Source organism: Superficieibacter sp. BNK-5 (assembly GCF_047456055.1).
Taxonomy (GTDB): domain Bacteria; phylum Pseudomonadota; class Gammaproteobacteria; order Enterobacterales; family Enterobacteriaceae; genus Superficieibacter.
Window position 1 is genome coordinate 4,502,718 of sequence record NZ_CP179893.1, and the last position, 17,208, is coordinate 4,519,925.

At 53.4% G+C, this 17,208-nt stretch carries 15 protein-coding genes; 11 read left to right on the plus strand and 4 right to left on the minus strand.

All coding sequences use genetic code 11. The features are described from left to right. The first annotated feature begins 36 nt into the window (after positions 1–36). The 7 genes from ACMGGS_RS21595 (at position 37) to yejF (ending at position 9,059) form a co-directional block, all read left to right on the plus strand. Positions 37–750, plus strand: coding sequence for a phosphatase PAP2 family protein (locus ACMGGS_RS21595; protein ID WP_414164317.1), 714 nt, complete (start codon positions 37–39; stop codon positions 748–750). 414 nt (positions 751–1,164) lie between these two features. Continuing rightward, complete coding sequence (gene mepS, locus ACMGGS_RS21600) at positions 1,165–1,731, plus strand: bifunctional murein DD-endopeptidase/murein LD-carboxypeptidase (protein WP_176919022.1); 567 nt, start codon at positions 1,165–1,167, stop codon at positions 1,729–1,731. Positions 1,732–1,898: 167 nt separating this feature from the next. Further along, complete coding sequence (locus ACMGGS_RS21605; RefSeq protein WP_414164318.1) at positions 1,899–3,488, plus strand: cyclic di-GMP phosphodiesterase; 1,590 nt, start codon at positions 1,899–1,901, stop codon at positions 3,486–3,488. A 45-nt stretch (positions 3,489–3,533) separates the two neighbouring features. Beyond that, positions 3,534–5,339, plus strand: coding sequence for an extracellular solute-binding protein (locus tag ACMGGS_RS21610; RefSeq protein ID WP_414164320.1), 1,806 nt, complete (start codon positions 3,534–3,536; stop codon positions 5,337–5,339). A 9-nt stretch (positions 5,340–5,348) separates the two neighbouring features. Further along, positions 5,349–6,443, plus strand: coding sequence for a microcin C ABC transporter permease YejB (locus ACMGGS_RS21615; protein ID WP_414164321.1), 1,095 nt, complete (start codon positions 5,349–5,351; stop codon positions 6,441–6,443). Then, positions 6,443–7,468 (plus strand): microcin C ABC transporter permease, encoded by a 1,026-nt coding sequence (locus ACMGGS_RS21620; protein WP_176919018.1) that lies wholly within the window; start codon positions 6,443–6,445, stop codon positions 7,466–7,468. The genes ACMGGS_RS21615 and ACMGGS_RS21620 overlap by 1 nt, the downstream gene beginning before the upstream one ends. Before the next feature lies 1 nt (position 7,469). Beyond that, positions 7,470–9,059: a microcin C ABC transporter ATP-binding protein YejF gene (gene yejF, locus ACMGGS_RS21625; protein ID WP_414164322.1), complete on the plus strand. Its 1,590-nt coding sequence runs from the start codon at positions 7,470–7,472 to the stop codon at positions 9,057–9,059. A 3-nt stretch (positions 9,060–9,062) separates the two neighbouring features. Here yejF and ACMGGS_RS21630 read toward each other — a convergent pair whose 3' ends face one another. The 3 genes from ACMGGS_RS21630 to rsuA form a co-directional block, all read right to left on the minus strand. Further along, positions 9,063–9,407, minus strand: a complete 345-nt coding sequence (locus tag ACMGGS_RS21630; RefSeq protein WP_414164323.1) for a YejG family protein — start codon at positions 9,405–9,407, stop codon at positions 9,063–9,065. 309 nt (positions 9,408–9,716) lie between these two features. Then, positions 9,717–10,913 (minus strand): Bcr/CflA family multidrug efflux MFS transporter, encoded by a 1,197-nt coding sequence (locus ACMGGS_RS21635; protein ID WP_414164324.1) that lies wholly within the window; start codon positions 10,911–10,913, stop codon positions 9,717–9,719. A gap of 21 nt (positions 10,914–10,934) precedes the next feature. Further along, a complete protein-coding gene (rsuA, locus tag ACMGGS_RS21640) occupies positions 10,935–11,636 on the minus strand; it encodes a 16S rRNA pseudouridine(516) synthase RsuA (protein ID WP_176919014.1) in 702 nt (233 codons plus the stop codon). A gap of 138 nt (positions 11,637–11,774) precedes the next feature. On the opposite strand from rsuA, the gene ACMGGS_RS21645 reads away from it, so the two are divergent. Together ACMGGS_RS21645 and rplY are read left to right on the plus strand one after the other, a co-directional pair. Further along, entirely contained in the window at positions 11,775–13,535 is a 1,761-nt protein-coding gene (locus tag ACMGGS_RS21645; RefSeq protein WP_414164326.1) for a DEAD/DEAH box helicase, read from the plus strand. Between the two features lie 124 nt (positions 13,536–13,659). Continuing rightward, positions 13,660–13,944 carry a 50S ribosomal protein L25 gene (gene rplY, locus ACMGGS_RS21650; protein WP_103674319.1) on the plus strand — a complete coding sequence of 95 codons (285 nt, stop codon included), beginning with the start codon at positions 13,660–13,662 and terminating at the stop codon, positions 13,942–13,944. Between the two features lie 57 nt (positions 13,945–14,001). Here rplY and yejK read toward each other — a convergent pair whose 3' ends face one another. Then, positions 14,002–15,009 (minus strand): nucleoid-associated protein YejK, encoded by a 1,008-nt coding sequence (gene yejK / locus ACMGGS_RS21655; protein WP_414164327.1) that lies wholly within the window; start codon positions 15,007–15,009, stop codon positions 14,002–14,004. A gap of 134 nt (positions 15,010–15,143) precedes the next feature. On the opposite strand from yejK, the gene ACMGGS_RS21660 reads away from it, so the two are divergent. Both ACMGGS_RS21660 and yejM read left to right on the plus strand, forming a co-directional pair. Next, a complete protein-coding gene (locus tag ACMGGS_RS21660) occupies positions 15,144–15,371 on the plus strand; it encodes a YejL family protein (RefSeq protein WP_176919011.1) in 228 nt (75 codons plus the stop codon). A gap of 19 nt (positions 15,372–15,390) precedes the next feature. Beyond that, complete coding sequence (yejM, locus tag ACMGGS_RS21665) at positions 15,391–17,151, plus strand: LPS biosynthesis-modulating metalloenzyme YejM (protein WP_414164328.1); 1,761 nt, start codon at positions 15,391–15,393, stop codon at positions 17,149–17,151. The last annotated feature ends 57 nt before the right edge of the window (positions 17,152–17,208 follow it).

Sequence of the window (17,208 nt, forward strand, 5' to 3'; positions counted from 1 at the left end):
GGTTGCGGTTGTTAACATTATACGTGGCCTTTTTTAATGAAAAATCAACTTTCCCGGATCCTGCTGCTCAACGTGGTGGGATTTGCGCTCTTTCTGTGCTGGTATTTGCCAGAAAACCATGGAATGTGGTTTACGCTGGATACCTCCATTTTTCATTTTTTTAACCCATTGCTGGCCGATCATCGCGCCTTCGTGTGGTTTCTGGCCATCACTAATAATCGTGCTTTTGATGCCTGCTCGCTGCTGGCTATGGGGGCACTGATGTTACGATTCTGGCTAAAGAGCGACCCCGCCGGGCGTCGGCGCATCATCATTATCGGTCTGGTGATGTTGTTAACTGCTATCATCGTTAACCAGTTTGCCCAGGCGTTAATGCCGGTCAAACGGGCCAGCCCGACGCTGTTTTTCAGCGACGCGCTTCGGGTCAGTAATCTACTACATATTCCGACTAAAGATGCGTCCAAAGACAGCTTTCCTGGCGATCACGGCATGATGCTGCTTATTTTCTGTGCGTTTATGTGGCGTTATTTTGGTCGTAACACCTTCCTGCTGGCACTGCTGATATTTGTCGTATTTGCCTTTCCGCGCGTGATGATCGGCGCTCACTGGCTGACCGATATTGTGATTGGCTCCCTCTCCTCCGTTCTCATTGGCCTGCCCTGGATCCTGTTAACGTCGATGAGCGATAAAATGATTTGCTTTATGGATCGTTATTTGCCTGGTAAAAACAAACAAAAAGTTAACAAATAAATAACCATAATTAACGCTTGCTATACGTTATCGTTTTGCTGTTTTTTAATCATTTTTCGGGATCGCCTCATGTTTTGTCATCACCTTGTCATACTCAGATCTACGTAAGTGAATGAATTGATGATTTTTTATCTTAAGAAGGGTGTTTTTAGCCAGTGCACTTTTTTAACTTTCTGTATCACTTTTTCTTATAAAAAAACACGTAAAAGCACTCGCAATGCATGTGGTGATAGGGTACTCTCGTTTACGTTTTGCCTCTCAGAGATAAATTATTCTCAATTTAAATAAATTTGTGCGTTTCAGCACAAATTTGAATAGAAAGAATTGTCTCGTTGTGCGCAGGTAATTAGTCTCGTCACGGTTGGCATTTTTATAACGATTTTTCGTTAAGGACTTCAAGGGAAAACAAACAACATGGTCACATCTCAGCCGATTTTGAGATACATCTGGCGGGCTATCCCCGCGCTAGCTGTCGCAGCTTTACTTTCTGCATGTAGTACAACGAATACCGCAAAGAATATGCATCCTGAGACGCATGCTGTGGTCGAAGATACCTCTTCACTGCAAGCCTCTCAGGATGAATTTGAATCCATGGTGCGTAACCTCGATGTTAAATCGCGTCTGATGGATCAATATGCAAGCTGGAAAGGCGTGCGCTATCGCCTTGGCGGCAGCACGAAAAAAGGCATTGATTGTTCCGGCTTCGTACAGCGTACTTTCCGTGAACAGTTTGGTATGGATCTTCCCCGCTCGACTTACGAGCAGCAGGAAATGGGTAAATCTGTATCGCGTGGACATTTACGCACTGGCGATCTGGTGCTGTTCCGTGCAGGTTCCACGGGGCGTCACGTCGGTATCTATATCGGCAACAACCAGTTCGTTCATGCCTCTACCAGCAGCGGTGTGACCATCTCCAGCATGGACGAGCCGTACTGGAAGAAGCGCTATAACGAAGCGCGCCGTGTCCTGAGTCGTTCTTAATGTTTTCTGTTGTTGGTTTTCCCTTGGCTGACAACAGGACGCAAAAAAAAGCACTGCTTATGCAGTGTTTTTTTTTACCTTGATCCTGATGGCATAGTGACTGAGCTATGCTTACTGCATTCCACTCCCGGAAAAATCGCCCTCACCGTCACGGATAGCGTAACTCTATGCTGACCCACTACTTTTCGACCGGCCGTAAACCAGGATTGATCAGTATCCTGTCTGGACTGCTGATTGGCTTGCTGGTGGGTTGTGCGCACTTTGCGGCAATTTACCATGAACGGGAAACACGATTCGATAACATTACCCGCCATCTACAATATTATCTGAATAACGCGTTTAGCGAACTGCGCACCACCATTGATTCTTTACAGCCGCTGGCCCAGTATCCCTGTGCTGATATCGCCTCAGAGTTAACGACCCGGGCTGCTTTTACGCTCAATGTCCGCGCCTTTTTATTGGTAGATCGTGGCCGTGCGGTCTGCTCCTCTGCCACCGGGCCAATGGATACGCCGCTTAATCAACTGGTGCCTGAGATTGATATCCGCAAACCCGTTGATATCGCCGTGCTGGCAGGCACGCCAATGATGCCGGGCAAGACCGCGATAGCGTTATGGGTTCGTGATCCTCAGCAGCAGGATCGGGGGGTGTTTACCTCGTTAAACGCTAATTTAACCCCGCTGCTGCTTTACCCCGCAAGGGACGATGATTTCTCGGGCATCGCGCTGGGGTTCAGTAATCGAGCTATTTCTTCCTTTTCTCATCAGTTGGTCAACCCACTGCAATTAGCTCAGCCTCCTGTGCGCCAGGTGAAGCTCGATGGGTTGCCACTTGAGGTGTATCTGTATGCCAGCGCGTGGCCCAAAGAGAATCTGCAATTTACATTGTTGCTGGCCGTGATGAGCGCGTTTATTGCCACCGTGCTCTGTTTTTATATTATGACGCTGCGCCGGCATCCCGGAAAAGAGCTGCTCGCGGCGATTAAGCACAATCAGTTTTACGTGGTTTATCAGCCAGTCGTTGATACCCGCACGATGGAAATTGCAGGTGTTGAGGCGTTGATGCGCTGGAAGCATCCTGACGCCGGGGAGATCCCGCCTGATGTATTTATTCATTTCGCGGAGACACAAAACCTGATTGTGCCGTTAACCCAGCATTTATTTAACCTGATTATTCATGATGCCCCTACCCTGCAAAAAGTGCTTCCTGCAGGCTCGAAGCTGGGCGTCAATATTGCGCCGGGGCATCTGCATGCTGACGGCTTCCGTCAGGATATCCGCTCTTTTGTCGATGCTCTGCCTGCCACCCATTTTCAACTGGTGCTGGAAATGACCGAGCGCGACATGCTCAACGAGAAAGTCGCCACTCAACTCTTCGACTGGCTGCATGAAGAGGGGCATCTCATTGCCATTGATGACTTTGGCACCGGCCATAGCGCGTTGATCTATCTGGAACGTTTCCGTTTTGATTATCTGAAAATCGATCGGGGATTCATTGCCGCCATTGGCACAGAAACCGTAACGTCACCGGTAATGGATGCGGTATTATTACTGGCTAAGCGAATGGATCTCACCACTGTCGCAGAAGGCGTCGAGACGGCGGAACAGGCCGACTGGCTATGCGAACGCGGCGTAAATTACCTTCAGGGCTACTGGATCAGCCGGCCATTGATCCTGAAGCAACTGGTCGCTGCGCATGACGAGCCTGCAAAATATTTCCGATCTTCTCAGGCGTCTATTACTATTCAGGGACAATAGCTCAGTTCATATGAAACTGTTCACGTAAAGGATGGCCGTTCAGGTATGTTAGTACGCCTCGTTTTCTTACTCATCGCGCTATTCAGCTGCATAGCCCAGGCGCAAACCATCAAAGAGAATACTGCGTTTGCGGTGATCGGCGAGCCAAAATACGCCGTTAACTTTACGCACTTTGATTATGTTAATCCTGCTGCACCGAAAGGCGGCGCGGTAACGATGGCGGCGATTGGCACTTTCGATAACTTTAACCGTTTTGCAATGCGTGGCAATCCGGCTGAGCGGACAGGTGCGCTTTACGATACCTTATTCACCACGTCTGATGATGAGCCGGGCAGCTATTATCCGCTGGTGGCCGAATCGGCGCGCTACGCCGACGACTATTCGTGGGTTGAACTGAGCATTAATCCGCGCGCCAGATTTCACGACGGCACGCCGATGACGGCGCAAGATGTCGTGTTTACCTTTAACAAATTTATGACCGAAGGCGTGCCGCAGTTTCGCCTGATCTACAAAGGGACGACGTTTAAAGCCATCGCACCGCTGACCGTGCGCATCGAACTTGCTCAACCGGGCAAGGAAAATATGCTGAGCCTCTTTTCTTTGCCGGTCATGCCGGAGAAATTCTGGCGTAATCACAAGCTGAGTGAGCCGCTCTCACAGCCGCCGCTGGCCAGCGGTCCGTATAAAATCAGCGCCTGGCGAATGGGGCAATATGTAACTTATTCGCGGGTGAAAGACTACTGGGCGGCAAATCTGCCGGTTAACCGTGGACGCTGGAATTTCGATACCATCCGCTACGATTACTATCTTGATGACAACGTCGCTTTCGAAGCATTCAAAGCGGGCGCGTTTGATTTTCGTACCGAAGGCAGCGCCAAAAACTGGGCTACCCGCTACATTGGCAAGAATTTCACCAATCATCAGATTGTTAAAGAAGAGCTGGAAAGCGATGCCGCTCAGGACGCCCGCTGGCTGGCCTTTAATATTCAGCGTCCGGTATTCAGTGACAGGAAAGTACGGGAAGCCATCTCGCTGGCGTTTGATTTTGAATGGATGAACAAGACGCTGTTTTACAATGCCTACTCCCGGCCTGACAGCTATTTCCTCAATACCGAGTACGCCGCACGCCACTATCCGGATGCGGATGAGCTGACGCTGCTGGCACCACTGAAAAAAGATCTGCCTCCCGAGGTATTTACCTCTGTTTATCAGCCGCCGAAATCTAATGCGGATGGCTACGATCGCGATAATCTGCTCAAAGCCAGCGATCTGTTAACCCAGGCGGGATGGGTGATGAAAGGCCAGCAGCGGGTGAATAGCCAAACCGGTAAGCCGCTGCGCTTCGAGCTGCTGCTGCCTTCCGGCGGCAACGATCAATGGGTGCTGGCGTTTAAACACAACCTGGCGCGTATCGGCGTCACGATGGATATTCGCCAGATCGACAACTCCCAGCTCACCAGCCGCTTGCGCAGCCGCGACTACGACATGATGCCTCGCGTGGTACAGGCGATGCCGTGGCCGAGTTCCGATTTACAAATTTCCTGGGCCTCAGACTATATCGACTCCAGCTATAACGCGCCGGGGGTGAAAAGCCCGGTGATTGATGCGTTAATCGCGCAGATTATTCGCGAGCAGGGAAACAAAGAGAAACTGTTGCCCCTCGGACGTGCGCTGGATCGGGTATTAACCTGGAACTACTATATGCTGCCGATGTGGTATATGGCGAAAGATCGACTGGCCTACTGGGATAAATTTTCACATCCGGCTACGCGACCGCTCTACTCCGTCGGTTTCGATAACTGGTGGTACGATGTTAACAAAGCGGCAAAATTACCCGCAGCCAGACGTTAAGGAGCAGGCATGGGCGCTTATTTACTTCGCCGCTTATTACTGGTGATCCCGACCCTGTGGGCGATTATCACCATCAACTTTTTTATTGTTCAGGTAGCTCCTGGCGGTCCGGTCGATCAGGCGATTGCCACCATTGAAATGGGTCAGTCTGGCGGTTTACCGGGCGCGGGTGGCGGCGGCCTCAGTGCATCACATGCGCGACCCGGCGTCGGTAATCTGAGCGAAAGCCATTACCGCGGCGGACGCGGTCTCGATCCAGAGGTCATCGCCGAGATCACCCATCGCTATGGCTTCGATAAACCGCTGCACGAGCGCTATTTTAAAATGCTGTGGGACTATGTGCGCTTTGATTTCGGCGACAGCCTGTTTCGCAGCGCGTCGGTATTAACGCTCATCAAACAGAGCCTGCCGGTGTCGATTACTCTCGGGTTATGGAGCACGCTCATCATCTACCTGGTGTCGATACCGCTTGGCATACGCAAAGCGGTGCAAAACGGCAGCCGCTTTGATACCTGGAGCAGTGCGTTGATTATTATCGGCTATGCGATCCCGGCGTTTCTGTTCGCTATTCTGATGATCGTCTTCTTCGCGGGCGGCAGCTATTACGATATTTTCCCGCTACGCGGTCTGGTGTCCGCCAACTTTGATACCCTGCCCTGGTATCAAAAAATTACCGACTATCTGTGGCATATCACCCTGCCCGTGCTGGCAACGGTAATAGGCGGTTTTGCCGCGCTGACGATGCTGACTAAGAATTCGTTTCTCGATGAGATCCGCAAACAATACGTGGTTACCGCGCGGGCAAAAGGCGTCAGCGAGAAAAACATTCTCTGGGGACACGTGTTTCGTAACGCCATGCTGCTGGTGATCGCCGGATTCCCGGCCACGTTTATCAGCATGTTTTTTACCGGCTCACTGTTAATTGAGGTGATGTTCTCCCTGAACGGGCTGGGACTGTTGGGTTATGAATCGACGATTTCCCGTGATTATCCGGTGATGTTCGGCACTCTGTACATCTTTACCCTGGTCGGGCTGCTGCTGAACATTTTGAGCGATATCACCTATACGTTTGTCGATCCGCGTATTGATTTTGAGGGCCGCTGATGCGTCAGGTAAATTCCATCAATCAGGCCCGCTGGGCGCGTTTTCGCCATAACCGACGTGGCTACTGGTCGCTGTGGATCTTCATGGTGATTTTTATCTGCTGCCTGTTGTCAGAAATTATCGCCAATGATAAGCCCCTGCTGGTGCAGTATCAGGGAAGCCTGTATGTGCCAGTGCTGAAGAATTACAGTGAACGTGATTTTGGCGGGCCGTTTACCACCGCCGCGGATTATCAGGATCCGTGGCTACAAAAACAGCTTGCCGATCACGGCTGGGTACTGTGGGCGCCCATTCGTTTCGGCGCTAACAGCATCAATTTCTCCAGCGATAAACCTTTTCCCGCGCCGCCTTCGGCACAAAACTGGCTGGGAACTGATGCCAATGGCGGAGACGTGCTGGCGCGTATCCTCTACGGCTCGCGGATCTCGCTGCTGTTTGGCCTGATGCTGACCCTGTGTACCAGCGTGCTGGGTGTGGTGGCAGGAGCCATTCAGGGTTATTACGGCGGAAAAGTCGATCTCTGGGGCCAGCGCATTATCGAAGTGTGGTCGGGAATGCCGACGCTCTTTTTGATCATTCTGCTTTCCAGTGTCATTCAGCCTAATTTCTGGTGGCTGCTCGGGATCACCGTTCTGTTTGGCTGGATGGCGCTGGTCGGCGTGGTCCGCGCGGAGTTTTTGCGCACCCGTAACTATGACTATATCCGCGCGGCGCAGGCGATGGGCGTCAGCGATAGCGCGATTATTTTCCGCCATATGCTGCCCAACGCGATGGTTGCCACCCTCACCTTTCTGCCATTTATTTTATGCAGCTCGGTCACTACGCTGACTTCACTGGATTTTCTCGGTTTTGGTCTGCCGCTGGGATCGCCGTCGCTGGGCGAACTGCTCTTACAGGGCAAGAATAATTTACAGGCCCCGTGGCTCGGCATTACAGCCTTTTTATCGATAGCCATTTTGCTGTCGCTGCTGATTTTCATCGGTGAAGCCGTGCGCGACGCCTTCGATCCTAATAAGGCGGTATAAGATGACGCATCCACTATTAGCCATTGACCGGCTTTCCGTCGCCTTTACGCAACAGGGTGAGACCCGTATCGTGGTCAGCGATTTGTCGCTTCAGGTGGAAGCGGGCGAAACGCTGGCGCTGGTCGGCGAATCAGGCTCCGGGAAAACGGTGTCAGCCCTGTCGATACTGCGTCTGCTCCCTTCCCCGCCGGTAAGCTGGCCGGAAGGCGATATCCGTTTTCACGGCCAGTCGTTACTGCATGCTGACGAGCGAACCTTACGCGGCATTCGTGGCAATCGCATCGCTATGATATTCCAGGAACCCATGGTCTCGCTCAACCCGCTGCATACCCTCGAAAGGCAACTGTATGAGGTTTTATCACTGCATCGCGGGATACGCAGAGAAGCGGCACGGGCAGAAATCCTCACCTGCCTGGATCGGGTTGGCATTCGCAACGCGGCCCGTCGCCTTGCCGATTACCCGCATCAGCTTTCCGGCGGAGAACGCCAGCGGGTGATGATCGCTATGGCGCTGTTAACACGCCCGGAGTTGCTGATTGCCGACGAACCGACCACGGCACTGGACGTGTCAGTGCAGGCGCAAATCCTGCAACTGCTGCGTGAATTACGCCAGGAACTGAATATGGGTCTGCTGTTTATTACCCATAACCTGAGCATCGTGCGCAAGCTGGCGGATAACGTGGCGGTCATGCAGAACGGTCGCTGCGTGGAGCAAAACCGCGCCGCTACGCTCTTTTCTGCGCCCGCACATCCTTATACGCAACGTCTGTTGAATAGCGAACCGTCAGGCGATCCTGTACCTCTGCCGCCAGAAACAACGCCCCTGCTACAGGTAGAGGATCTGTGCGTTGAATTCCCGGTACGCAAAGGCCTGCTGCGACGCGTCGTCGATCACAATCGCGTGGTGAAGAACCTGAGTTTTACCCTGCGTCCCGGTGAAGCGCTGGGGCTGGTCGGTGAATCCGGTTCGGGGAAAAGCACCACCGGGATGGCGCTACTGAGACTCATCGCCGCAAAAGGCCGTATCCAGTTTGATGGTCAACCGCTAGACGGATTAAGCCGTAAACAGCTATTACCGGTGCGCCATCGCATTCAGGTGGTGTTTCAGGATCCCAATTCGTCGTTGAACCCTCGCCTCAACGTGCTGCAAATTGTGGAAGAAGGGCTGCGCGTGCATCAGCCAACGCTGAGCGCCCAGGAGCGTGAGAAGCAGGTCATTGCGGTACTACAGGAAGTGGGGCTGGACGCGGAGATGCGCCATCGTTATCCGGCGGCCTTTTCAGGCGGACAACGCCAGCGTATCGCCATTGCACGCGCGCTGATTTTGAAACCGGAGTTAATTATTCTGGATGAACCGACGTCATCGCTGGATCGCACCGTACAGGCACAAATCCTTGCGCTGCTGAAGTCGTTACAGGAGAAGCATCGTCTGGCCTATATCTTTATCAGCCACGATTTGCACGTCGTGCGTTCGCTGTGCCATCAGGTGATCGTACTGCGACAGGGGGAAGTGGTGGAGCAAGGCGAGTGTGGACGCGTATTTACCGATCCCCAACAGGACTATACCCGCCAGCTATTAACCTTAAGCTGACGGTCAGAAAGGATTATGGCCTGAAAACGGCTCGGCAATCGCCACCCCGAAATTTTTTAACCGGCAGGTGGCGGCAAACTCATCTTGTCTGCTCACAAACAGACACGGTTCGCCCTCACACTCCAGTACCGAGCAGTCAACTTCAATATCACTCAATGCCTGACTCAGGGTGTGCATCACCGGCCAGGCGTTATCACCGTCCGGACTCAATAGCTTCAGCGCAACCAGGCAGTTTTCACAGGCAGGCGTGCTTTGCGGAATCGGTTCAACTCTTGAACCCGCAAATCCGGACAGCCAGCGATAGCTCTGCGGCAAACGGTGTACGATGGAGAGTTGTTGATGAGTCACTTTTTGGTCCCCGGAAGCAGTAAAATTAACAATTGATTCACATCAATATTAACACATGGTTGACAATTCGTCGTGCATCCTGAAGAAAACGCTTTCATTCACAACCAGTAAGGATTCTGAGGCTCGGCCAGCACGGAAGTGATTGGCGTTACAGGAGCCTTTTGGCGCTATATGTACCCCTTTTTGTGATCTAAAACAACCTTTTTAACAACATTGGCGTGACTTTTTACATGATATGTTTTTACAAAAAACAAACATTTCATGGGAAAGAGGCGGGTTCGGGGACCATAATGCCCCCGAAAATGCAGATTAGCGTGCGGATTTTTTACTGCGGCTGGCGTACAAACAGAACAGAATCGAGCTGGTCGCACACAAGGCGATTGACAAAATCATCGGCCAGGCGGTGCTGAATGTCGCCAGCGACAGCAGCGCACCGACAATCGCGCCGATGCCAAAACGGAAGGTGCCAGCCAGGGAAGATGCAGTACCCGCCATATGCGGAAACTCATCCAGAATGACCGCCATCGCGTTGGAGGAGACCAGCGATACGCAGCCGACAAACGCCGCCACGCCCACCACCATCGACCAGAAGCCGACATCGAAAAGCCCACATACCACCAGCCATACCGCCGTGGCAAACTGAATCCACAGCCCGGCACGGAACATATTCAGCGCCCCTACCCGCCGGACAAATCGGCTGTTCACCATGGTCAGTACAAACAGGAATACGACATTCAGCGCAAAGTAATAGCCGAAGTGCTGTGGCGGAACGTGGTTCAGTTCGATATACACAAACGGCCCCGCGCTCAAAAACGAGAACATTCCGGCAAAGCTGAAGCCGCTTGCCAGCATATAGCTCAGCACGCGTTTATGCCGAAACAGCGAGGCAAAATTACCGCCCGTTGTGCGAAGGCGGAATTTCTGCCGCCGTTCAACAGGCAGCGTCTCGTCGATGAAAAAGAAAATCATCGCCGAGGCCAGCAGCGCGGCAACTGCGAGGATCCAGAATATGGTGTGCCAGCTAAACCAGATGAGTACCGCGCCGCCGACCATCGGTGCCACCAGCGGGGCGATAGTCGTAACCAGCATGACGAACGACATCATGCGCGAAAATTCTTCTTTCGGATAAATATCGCGCATCAGGGCGTTAATCACCACGCTTGCCGCCGCCGCGGCCAGCCCGTGAAAGAAGCGCATTACAATCAGGTAGTCAATGGTTTGCGAAAGAGCGCACGCCGCCGCTGCTGCCGCAAACACCAGCGTACCGCCGAGGATCACCGGCTTACGTCCAAGACTATCCGCCATCGGCCCGTACAGGAGCTGACCAAGCGCAAAGCCAAGAATATAGGTGCTGAGCGTCATCTGCGCACTACCGGCAGGCACGCCAAACTGCGCGGAAATGACCGGCAACGCAGGCAAATACATATCAATCGAAAGCGGCATCAGCATGGCCAGCAGGCCAAGAATAAACACGATACCCAGCGAGGAGCGTTGCTTTGTCGTCACCCTTAACTCCTGTTATTCATGTTACGGCATGCCAGGACTGGCAATTTCTTCTGCGGTCAGCGCCCGGTATTCGCCCGGTGCGAGATCCGCATCCAGCACAATACCCCCGATGCGCTCACGATGCAGGCCAATGACATGGTTGCCCACGGCAGCAAACATGCGTTTCACCTGATGATAGCGCCCTTCACTGATGGTCAGACGCACCTCGGTCGGAGTGATTACTTCAAGCGTGGCGGGCCTGGTCAGATCTTTTTCATTGTGGAGCTGTACGCCACGCGCGAACTGTTCAGCGGTATCCTCCGCCACCGGCGATTCCAGGGTGACGAGATAGGTTTTTTCGCAATGATGACGCGGTGAAGTGATACGATGCGACCACTGCCCATCATCGGTCATCAGCACCAGCCCGGTGGTGTCGATATCCAGGCGTCCTGCGGCATGCAGCTTGTACGCCACCGGTTCGTCGAGAAAGTAAAGCACCGTCGGATGATCCGGATCGTCAGTCGAGCAGACATAGCCCTGCGGTTTGTTGAGCATGAAATAGCGCGGGCCGTGCTGCTGGGCAAGCGGATTGCCGTCGTAGGCGATCGCATGTTCCGGTTGAAGTTTAAAGGCGCTGTCCCTTACTATTTCGTCATCCACCGTGACACGGTTGGCACGAATTTCACGCCCGGCAATAGCACGGCTTACGCCAAGCTGCTGAGCGATAAATTTATCAAGTCGCATGAATTATTTTTGCCTGTAATTATGCCTGGAGTCGGACAACGTTGTCCGAAAAAAGAAGCGGTTCTGCACCTCACAGTATAGCGGCCTGTGACTGCCGCTCAAGGGAAAAAGCACCGTGGCATACTATTTAAGATGAATATGACCTTTACTCTTCGCCCTTATCAACGGGAAGCGGTGGATGCCACCCTCGCCCATTTTCGCCAGCATCAGGAACCGGCCGTTATCGTGCTGCCAACCGGGGCCGGAAAGAGCCTGGTCATTGCCGAACTGGCACGGGTGGCGCGTGGGCGCGTGCTGGTTCTGGCTCACGTCAAAGAACTGGTCGAGCAAAACCACGCCAAATACCTGGCGCTGGGGCTGGAGGCGGATATTTTCGCGGCGGGCCTGAAGCGTAAAGAGAGCCACGGCAAAGTAGTTTTCGGTAGCGTGCAGTCGGTGGCGCGCAATCTTGAGGCGTTTCAGGGCGAATTTTCCCTGCTGATCGTCGATGAATGCCACCGGATCAGCGACGACACGGACAGCCAGTATCAACAAATTCTGGCGCATTTATCTGCCGCCAACCCCCGTCTGCGGCTGCTGGGGTTGACCGCGACGCCCTTTCGCCTCGGTAAGGGCTGGATTTATCGTTTTCACTATCACGGCATGGTGCGCGGCGATGAAAAGGCGCTGTTTCGCGACTGTATTTATGAACTGCCGCTGCGCTACATGATTAAACATGGCTACCTGACGCCGCCGGAGCGGCTGGATATGCCGGTAGTTCAGTACGATTTCAGCCGCCTTCAGGCGCAAAGCAACGGCTTGTTTAGCGAGGCGGATCTTAACCGCGAGCTAAAAAAACAGCAGCGCGTGACGCCGCATATTATCAGCCAGATTATCGAGTTCGCCCAGGCGCGCAAAGGCGTGATGATTTTTGCCGCCACCGTGGAGCACGCGCGGGAAATTGTCGGCCTGCTGCCAGCCAGCGAGGCGGCGCTGATTACCGGTGAAACCCCGGGCGCACAGCGGGACGAATTGATTAGCGCCTTTAAAGCCCAACAGTTTCGATATCTGGTCAACGTGTCGGTACTGACGACCGGATTCGACGCGCCGCACGTCGATTTAATTGCCATTTTGCGCCCTACCGAGTCCGTCAGCCTGTATCAGCAAATTGTTGGACGCGGATTGCGTCTCTCGCCGGGCAAAACCGATTGCCTGATCCTCGACTACGCGGGCAATCCACACGATCTGTACGCTCCTGAGGTGGGAGCGCCGAAAGGCAAAAGCGATAACGTCCCGGTGCAGGTGTTTTGTCCTGCCTGCGGTTTTGCCAATACCTTCTGGGGGAAAACCACCGCCGACGGCACGCTGATTGAGCATTTCGGTCGCCGCTGTCAGGGCTGGTTTGAAGATGATGAAGGGCATCGCGAACAGTGCGATTACCGCTTTCGTTTTAAAAACTGTCCGCAGTGTAACGCCGAGAATGATATCGCCGCCCGCCGCTGTCGCGAATGCGATACGGTGCTGGTCGATCCCGATGATATGCTGAAGGCGGCGCTGAAGCTAAAAGATGCGCTGGTCTTGCGCTGCGGCGGCATGACCCTGCAACACGGAGCCGATGAAAAAGGCGAATGGCTGAAAATCACCTATTACGACGAAGACGGAGCCGACGTCAGCGAGCGCTTTCGTCTGCAAACGCCTGCGCAGCGAACCGCGTTTGAACAGCTGTTTATTCGTCCGCATACGCGCACGCCTGGCGTGCCGCTGCGCTGGATCACCGCCGCCGATATCGTTTCCCAACAACCATTGCTGCGCCATCCCGATTTTGTGGTCGCCCGTAAGAAGGGTCAGTACTGGCAGGTGCGCGAAAAACTGTTTGATTACGCCGGACGCTACCGTCGCGCTAATGAATTACGCGGTTAGTCGTGCTTTTCATTGCTGTTACGGACGTTCGGGTATAGAATACCGCCCGCTTTTGCACACGCAAAGCAGATCGCTTACCTGTTACTGGGTCGCCTGTAGCAGGATTTATTGAAGAGAGAAATTAATGTCTACTATCAACGCAGAAGTACGTAAAGAGCAGGGTAAGGGTGCGAGCCGCCGCCTGCGCGCAGCTAACAAGTTCCCGGCTATCGTTTACGGTGGAACTGAAGCTCCGATCGCTATCGAACTGGATCACGACAAAGTGATGAACCTGCAAGCTAAAGCTGAATTCTACAGCGAAGTGCAGACTCTGGTTATCGATGGCAAAGAAGTAAACGTGAAAGTTCAGGCTGTACAGCGTCACCCGTTCAAGCCAAAACTGTCTCACATCGACTTCGTTCGCGCGTAATCGCTGACAAGTTAAAGAAGAACCCCGCCTCGGCGGGGTTTTTTTATGGGGTAAACCTTACTTGCCGCCGGAAGTGCGACGCTGAAGCTGATCGCGCAGATTCGGTGGCGTGCCTTTAATGGTCAGTGTATCGGTGGCCGGATCCCAGAAAATGCGCTCGCCAAGCAGCAAGGCGTCAAAGTTGATGGTTAATCCACCGCCGCTACCGGCGTATTTGGTTAACTGCCGCAGGGTGCTACGGTCGGCAGGAAAACTCTCCTCCAGCTCATAACCTTTCTCGGCGGTAAACTCGCTGAAGCTCACTTCACTGACGCTGGAAAGTTCTTTCGACAGCGATTCCAGGGCAATCTCTTCGCCCGCCTGAAGCTGCTCGCTACAGTAATCATAAACCTGCTGACGCACCGTCTGGCGTTCTGACTTATCCAGTTGCGCCTCGGCGGTAAAGTCGTCAACCGCCTGCAACAGGCCACGGTTTTGCGCTTTGGCATTCAGCCCTTCACTGGCACCAAGGAAATCCATAAAGAAATCGGCGACCTTGCGCCCTACCCGTCCTTTGAGGAACGTCAGGTAACGCGTGGACTCCGGGTTGGTTTCCCACTCGGTCAAATCAATACGGGCAACGATATCCGCATGGTTAATATCCAGATAGTGAATAGAACTGATATCCAGATTTTCGTTCACGCGCATGCTGCTTAAGTTGTTCAGCACCGCCACCAACAGATATTCCACCGCCAGATAACGGTAATGGCAGAACAGGACGATACCGCCGTCAGCAAACGGATATTTCGCCAGCTCATCGCGCAGTCGCCCGGTTGCCGCACGGCTGAAAGCCAGGAAGTCTTCTTCACCCTGACGTTGCAGACGCAGCGCCTGCGCCAGTTCGCTCTCTTCGCTAAACAGACCGTAAGCTTTGTTTTTGGCGCTATAAACCCGGTGCAGCTCGGCCATCATCTCTTCGACGGGGGCCGTTGGCTCCAGCAATGAATCGCGTAGCACCAGTTCCAGGCTTTGTTCATCACGCTTGATTAACTGATGCAGGGCAATCTGGTTGATATCCAGACTCATGGTAAACTCTCCTTTTGGACCGAACGGCATTCAACCACCGTTGGTGGCCTCACAGTGTAAGGTGAAAAAAAGGGGAAAAAAAGCTGTTGCTACGGTAATATGTTGCCCTTTCATGAACAGACTGATTTTGATTTATGCCACAACACTCCCGCTATAGTGATGAACACGTTGAACAACTGCTGAGCGAGCTGGTCAATGTATTAGAAAAACACAAAACCCCCACCGATCTTTCACTGATGGTGTTGGGGAACATGGTGACGAATCTGATTAATACCAGTATCGCACCGGCTCAGCGTCAGGCTATCGCCCGTTCTTTTGCCCAGGCGCTGCAATCCTCGGTAAGCGACGAACAGGCGCACTAAGGAAAACGAACGACTGCATATGGTGACTCATCGTCAGCGCTACCGTGAAAAAGTCTCCCAGATGGTTAGCTGGGGGCACTGGTTTGCCTTGTTCAACATTCTGTTGGCAACGGCGATCGGTAGCCGCTATCTTTTTGTTGCCGACTGGCCGACAACACTGCCGGGACGCGTTTACTCGTACCTGAGTATTGTCGGGCATTTCAGCTTCCTGGTGTTCGCCACCTATCTGCTGATCCTGTTCCCGCTCACCTTTTTTGTGATGTCGCAGCGGCTGATGCGGTTTATTTCCGCCATTCTTGCCACTTGCGGAATGACGCTTCTGCTGATTGATAGCGAAGTGTTTACCCGCTTCCACCTGCACCTTAACCGCATCGTCTGGGAACTGGTGTTTAATCCCGACCAGAATGAAACCGCGCGTGACTGGCAATTGATGTTTATTAGCGTGCCGGTCATTTTGCTTATCGAGATGCTGTTTGCCACCTGGAGCTGGCAAAAGCTGCGCAGCCTGACGCGCCGTCGTCGCTATGCAAGGCCGGTGGTGGCGCTGTTCTTTGTCGCCTTTATCGCCTCGCACAGCATTTATATCTGGGCTGACGCCAATTTCTATCGTCCGATTACGATGCAGCGCGCTAACCTGCCGCTCTCCTATCCGATGACCGCTCGCCGTTTCCTCGAAAAACATGGCCTGCTGGATGCGCAGGATTATCAGCGCCGGCTGATCGAGCAAGGCGATCCGGAGGCGGTCTCTGTGCAGTATCCGCTAAGCGATCTGCACTACCGCGATATGGGTACTGGCCAGAACGTGCTGCTGATCACCGTTGATGGTCTGAACTATTCCCGTTATGAACAACAGATGCCGGGGCTGGCCAGCTTCGCCCAGCAGAATATTAACTTTACTCAGCATATGAGTTCGGGTAACAGCACCGATAACGGCATTTTCGGCCTGTTTTACGGTATTTCCCCGGGCTATATGGATGGCGTGTTGTCGTCACGTATTCCTGCTGCGCTGGTGACGGCGCTGAATCAGCAGGGCTATCAACTGGGGCTGTTCTCCTCCGACGGCTTTAGCAGCCCGCTTTATCGTCAGGCGCTACTCTCTGATTTCTCTCTGCCGCCTGCCCGGACGCAGTCCGATGCGCAAACGGCGAACCAGTGGATTAACTGGCTCGATCGCTACGCGCAGGAAGATAACCGCTGGTTCTCATGGATAGCGCTTAATGGCACCAACGTTGATGAGAGCAATCAACAAGCCTTTACCCGTCGTTATACGCGTGCAGCGTCGGATGTTGACGCGCAGATTTCCCGCGTGCTGGACGCGCTGAAAGCCTCTGGCAAGCTGGATAACACGGTAGTGATCATCACCGCAGGTCACGGAGTTGCGCTGGATAAACAGCGCGAGGAATTTGACTGGTCTCGTGCCCGGCTTCAGGTTCCGCTGGTCATTCACTGGCCCGGCACGCCAGCACAGCGCATTAACATCCTCACCGATCATAAAGATGTGATGGCGACCCTGATGCAGCGGCTGCTGCGGGTAACCACGCCTGCCAATGAATATTCCCAGGGCCAGGACCTGTTCAGCGTTACCCGTCGCTATAACTGGGTAACGGCGGCCAGCGGCAATACGCTGGCCATCACCACCCCACAGGAAACCGTGGTGCTGGGGCATAATGGCGACTACAAAACCTGGAATGCACACGGCGACAAAATACGCGATCGCAAACCGCAGATGAGTTTACTGCTCCAGGTTCTGACGGATGAAAAACGGTTTGTCGCTAACTGATTGATTAATTATAAATCAGTCAGGAGATCGGTGGCTTGCAATCGCTGAAGAAAGCGG

Bases quoted from the DNA above. Each gene is read 5' to 3' on its own strand.
- ACMGGS_RS21595 (WP_414164317.1), top strand. From the start codon at position 37: ATGAAAAATCAACTTTCCCGGATCCTGCTGCTCAACGTGGTGGGATTT.
- mepS (WP_176919022.1), top strand. From the start codon at position 1,165: ATGGTCACATCTCAGCCGATTTTGAGATACATCTGGCGGGCTATCCCC.
- ACMGGS_RS21605 (WP_414164318.1), top strand. From the start codon at position 1,899: ATGCTGACCCACTACTTTTCGACCGGCCGTAAACCAGGATTGATCAGT.
- ACMGGS_RS21610 (WP_414164320.1), top strand. From the start codon at position 3,534: ATGTTAGTACGCCTCGTTTTCTTACTCATCGCGCTATTCAGCTGCATA.
- ACMGGS_RS21615 (WP_414164321.1), top strand. From the start codon at position 5,349: ATGGGCGCTTATTTACTTCGCCGCTTATTACTGGTGATCCCGACCCTG.
- ACMGGS_RS21620 (WP_176919018.1), top strand. From the start codon at position 6,443: ATGCGTCAGGTAAATTCCATCAATCAGGCCCGCTGGGCGCGTTTTCGC.
- yejF (WP_414164322.1), top strand. From the start codon at position 7,470: ATGACGCATCCACTATTAGCCATTGACCGGCTTTCCGTCGCCTTTACG.
- rsuA (WP_176919014.1), bottom strand. From the start codon at position 11,636: ATGCGACTTGATAAATTTATCGCTCAGCAGCTTGGCGTAAGCCGTGCT.
- ACMGGS_RS21645 (WP_414164326.1), top strand. From the start codon at position 11,775: ATGACCTTTACTCTTCGCCCTTATCAACGGGAAGCGGTGGATGCCACC.
- rplY (WP_103674319.1), top strand. From the start codon at position 13,660: ATGTCTACTATCAACGCAGAAGTACGTAAAGAGCAGGGTAAGGGTGCG.
- yejK (WP_414164327.1), bottom strand. From the start codon at position 15,009: ATGAGTCTGGATATCAACCAGATTGCCCTGCATCAGTTAATCAAGCGT.
- ACMGGS_RS21660 (WP_176919011.1), top strand. From the start codon at position 15,144: ATGCCACAACACTCCCGCTATAGTGATGAACACGTTGAACAACTGCTG.
- yejM (WP_414164328.1), top strand. From the start codon at position 15,391: ATGGTGACTCATCGTCAGCGCTACCGTGAAAAAGTCTCCCAGATGGTT.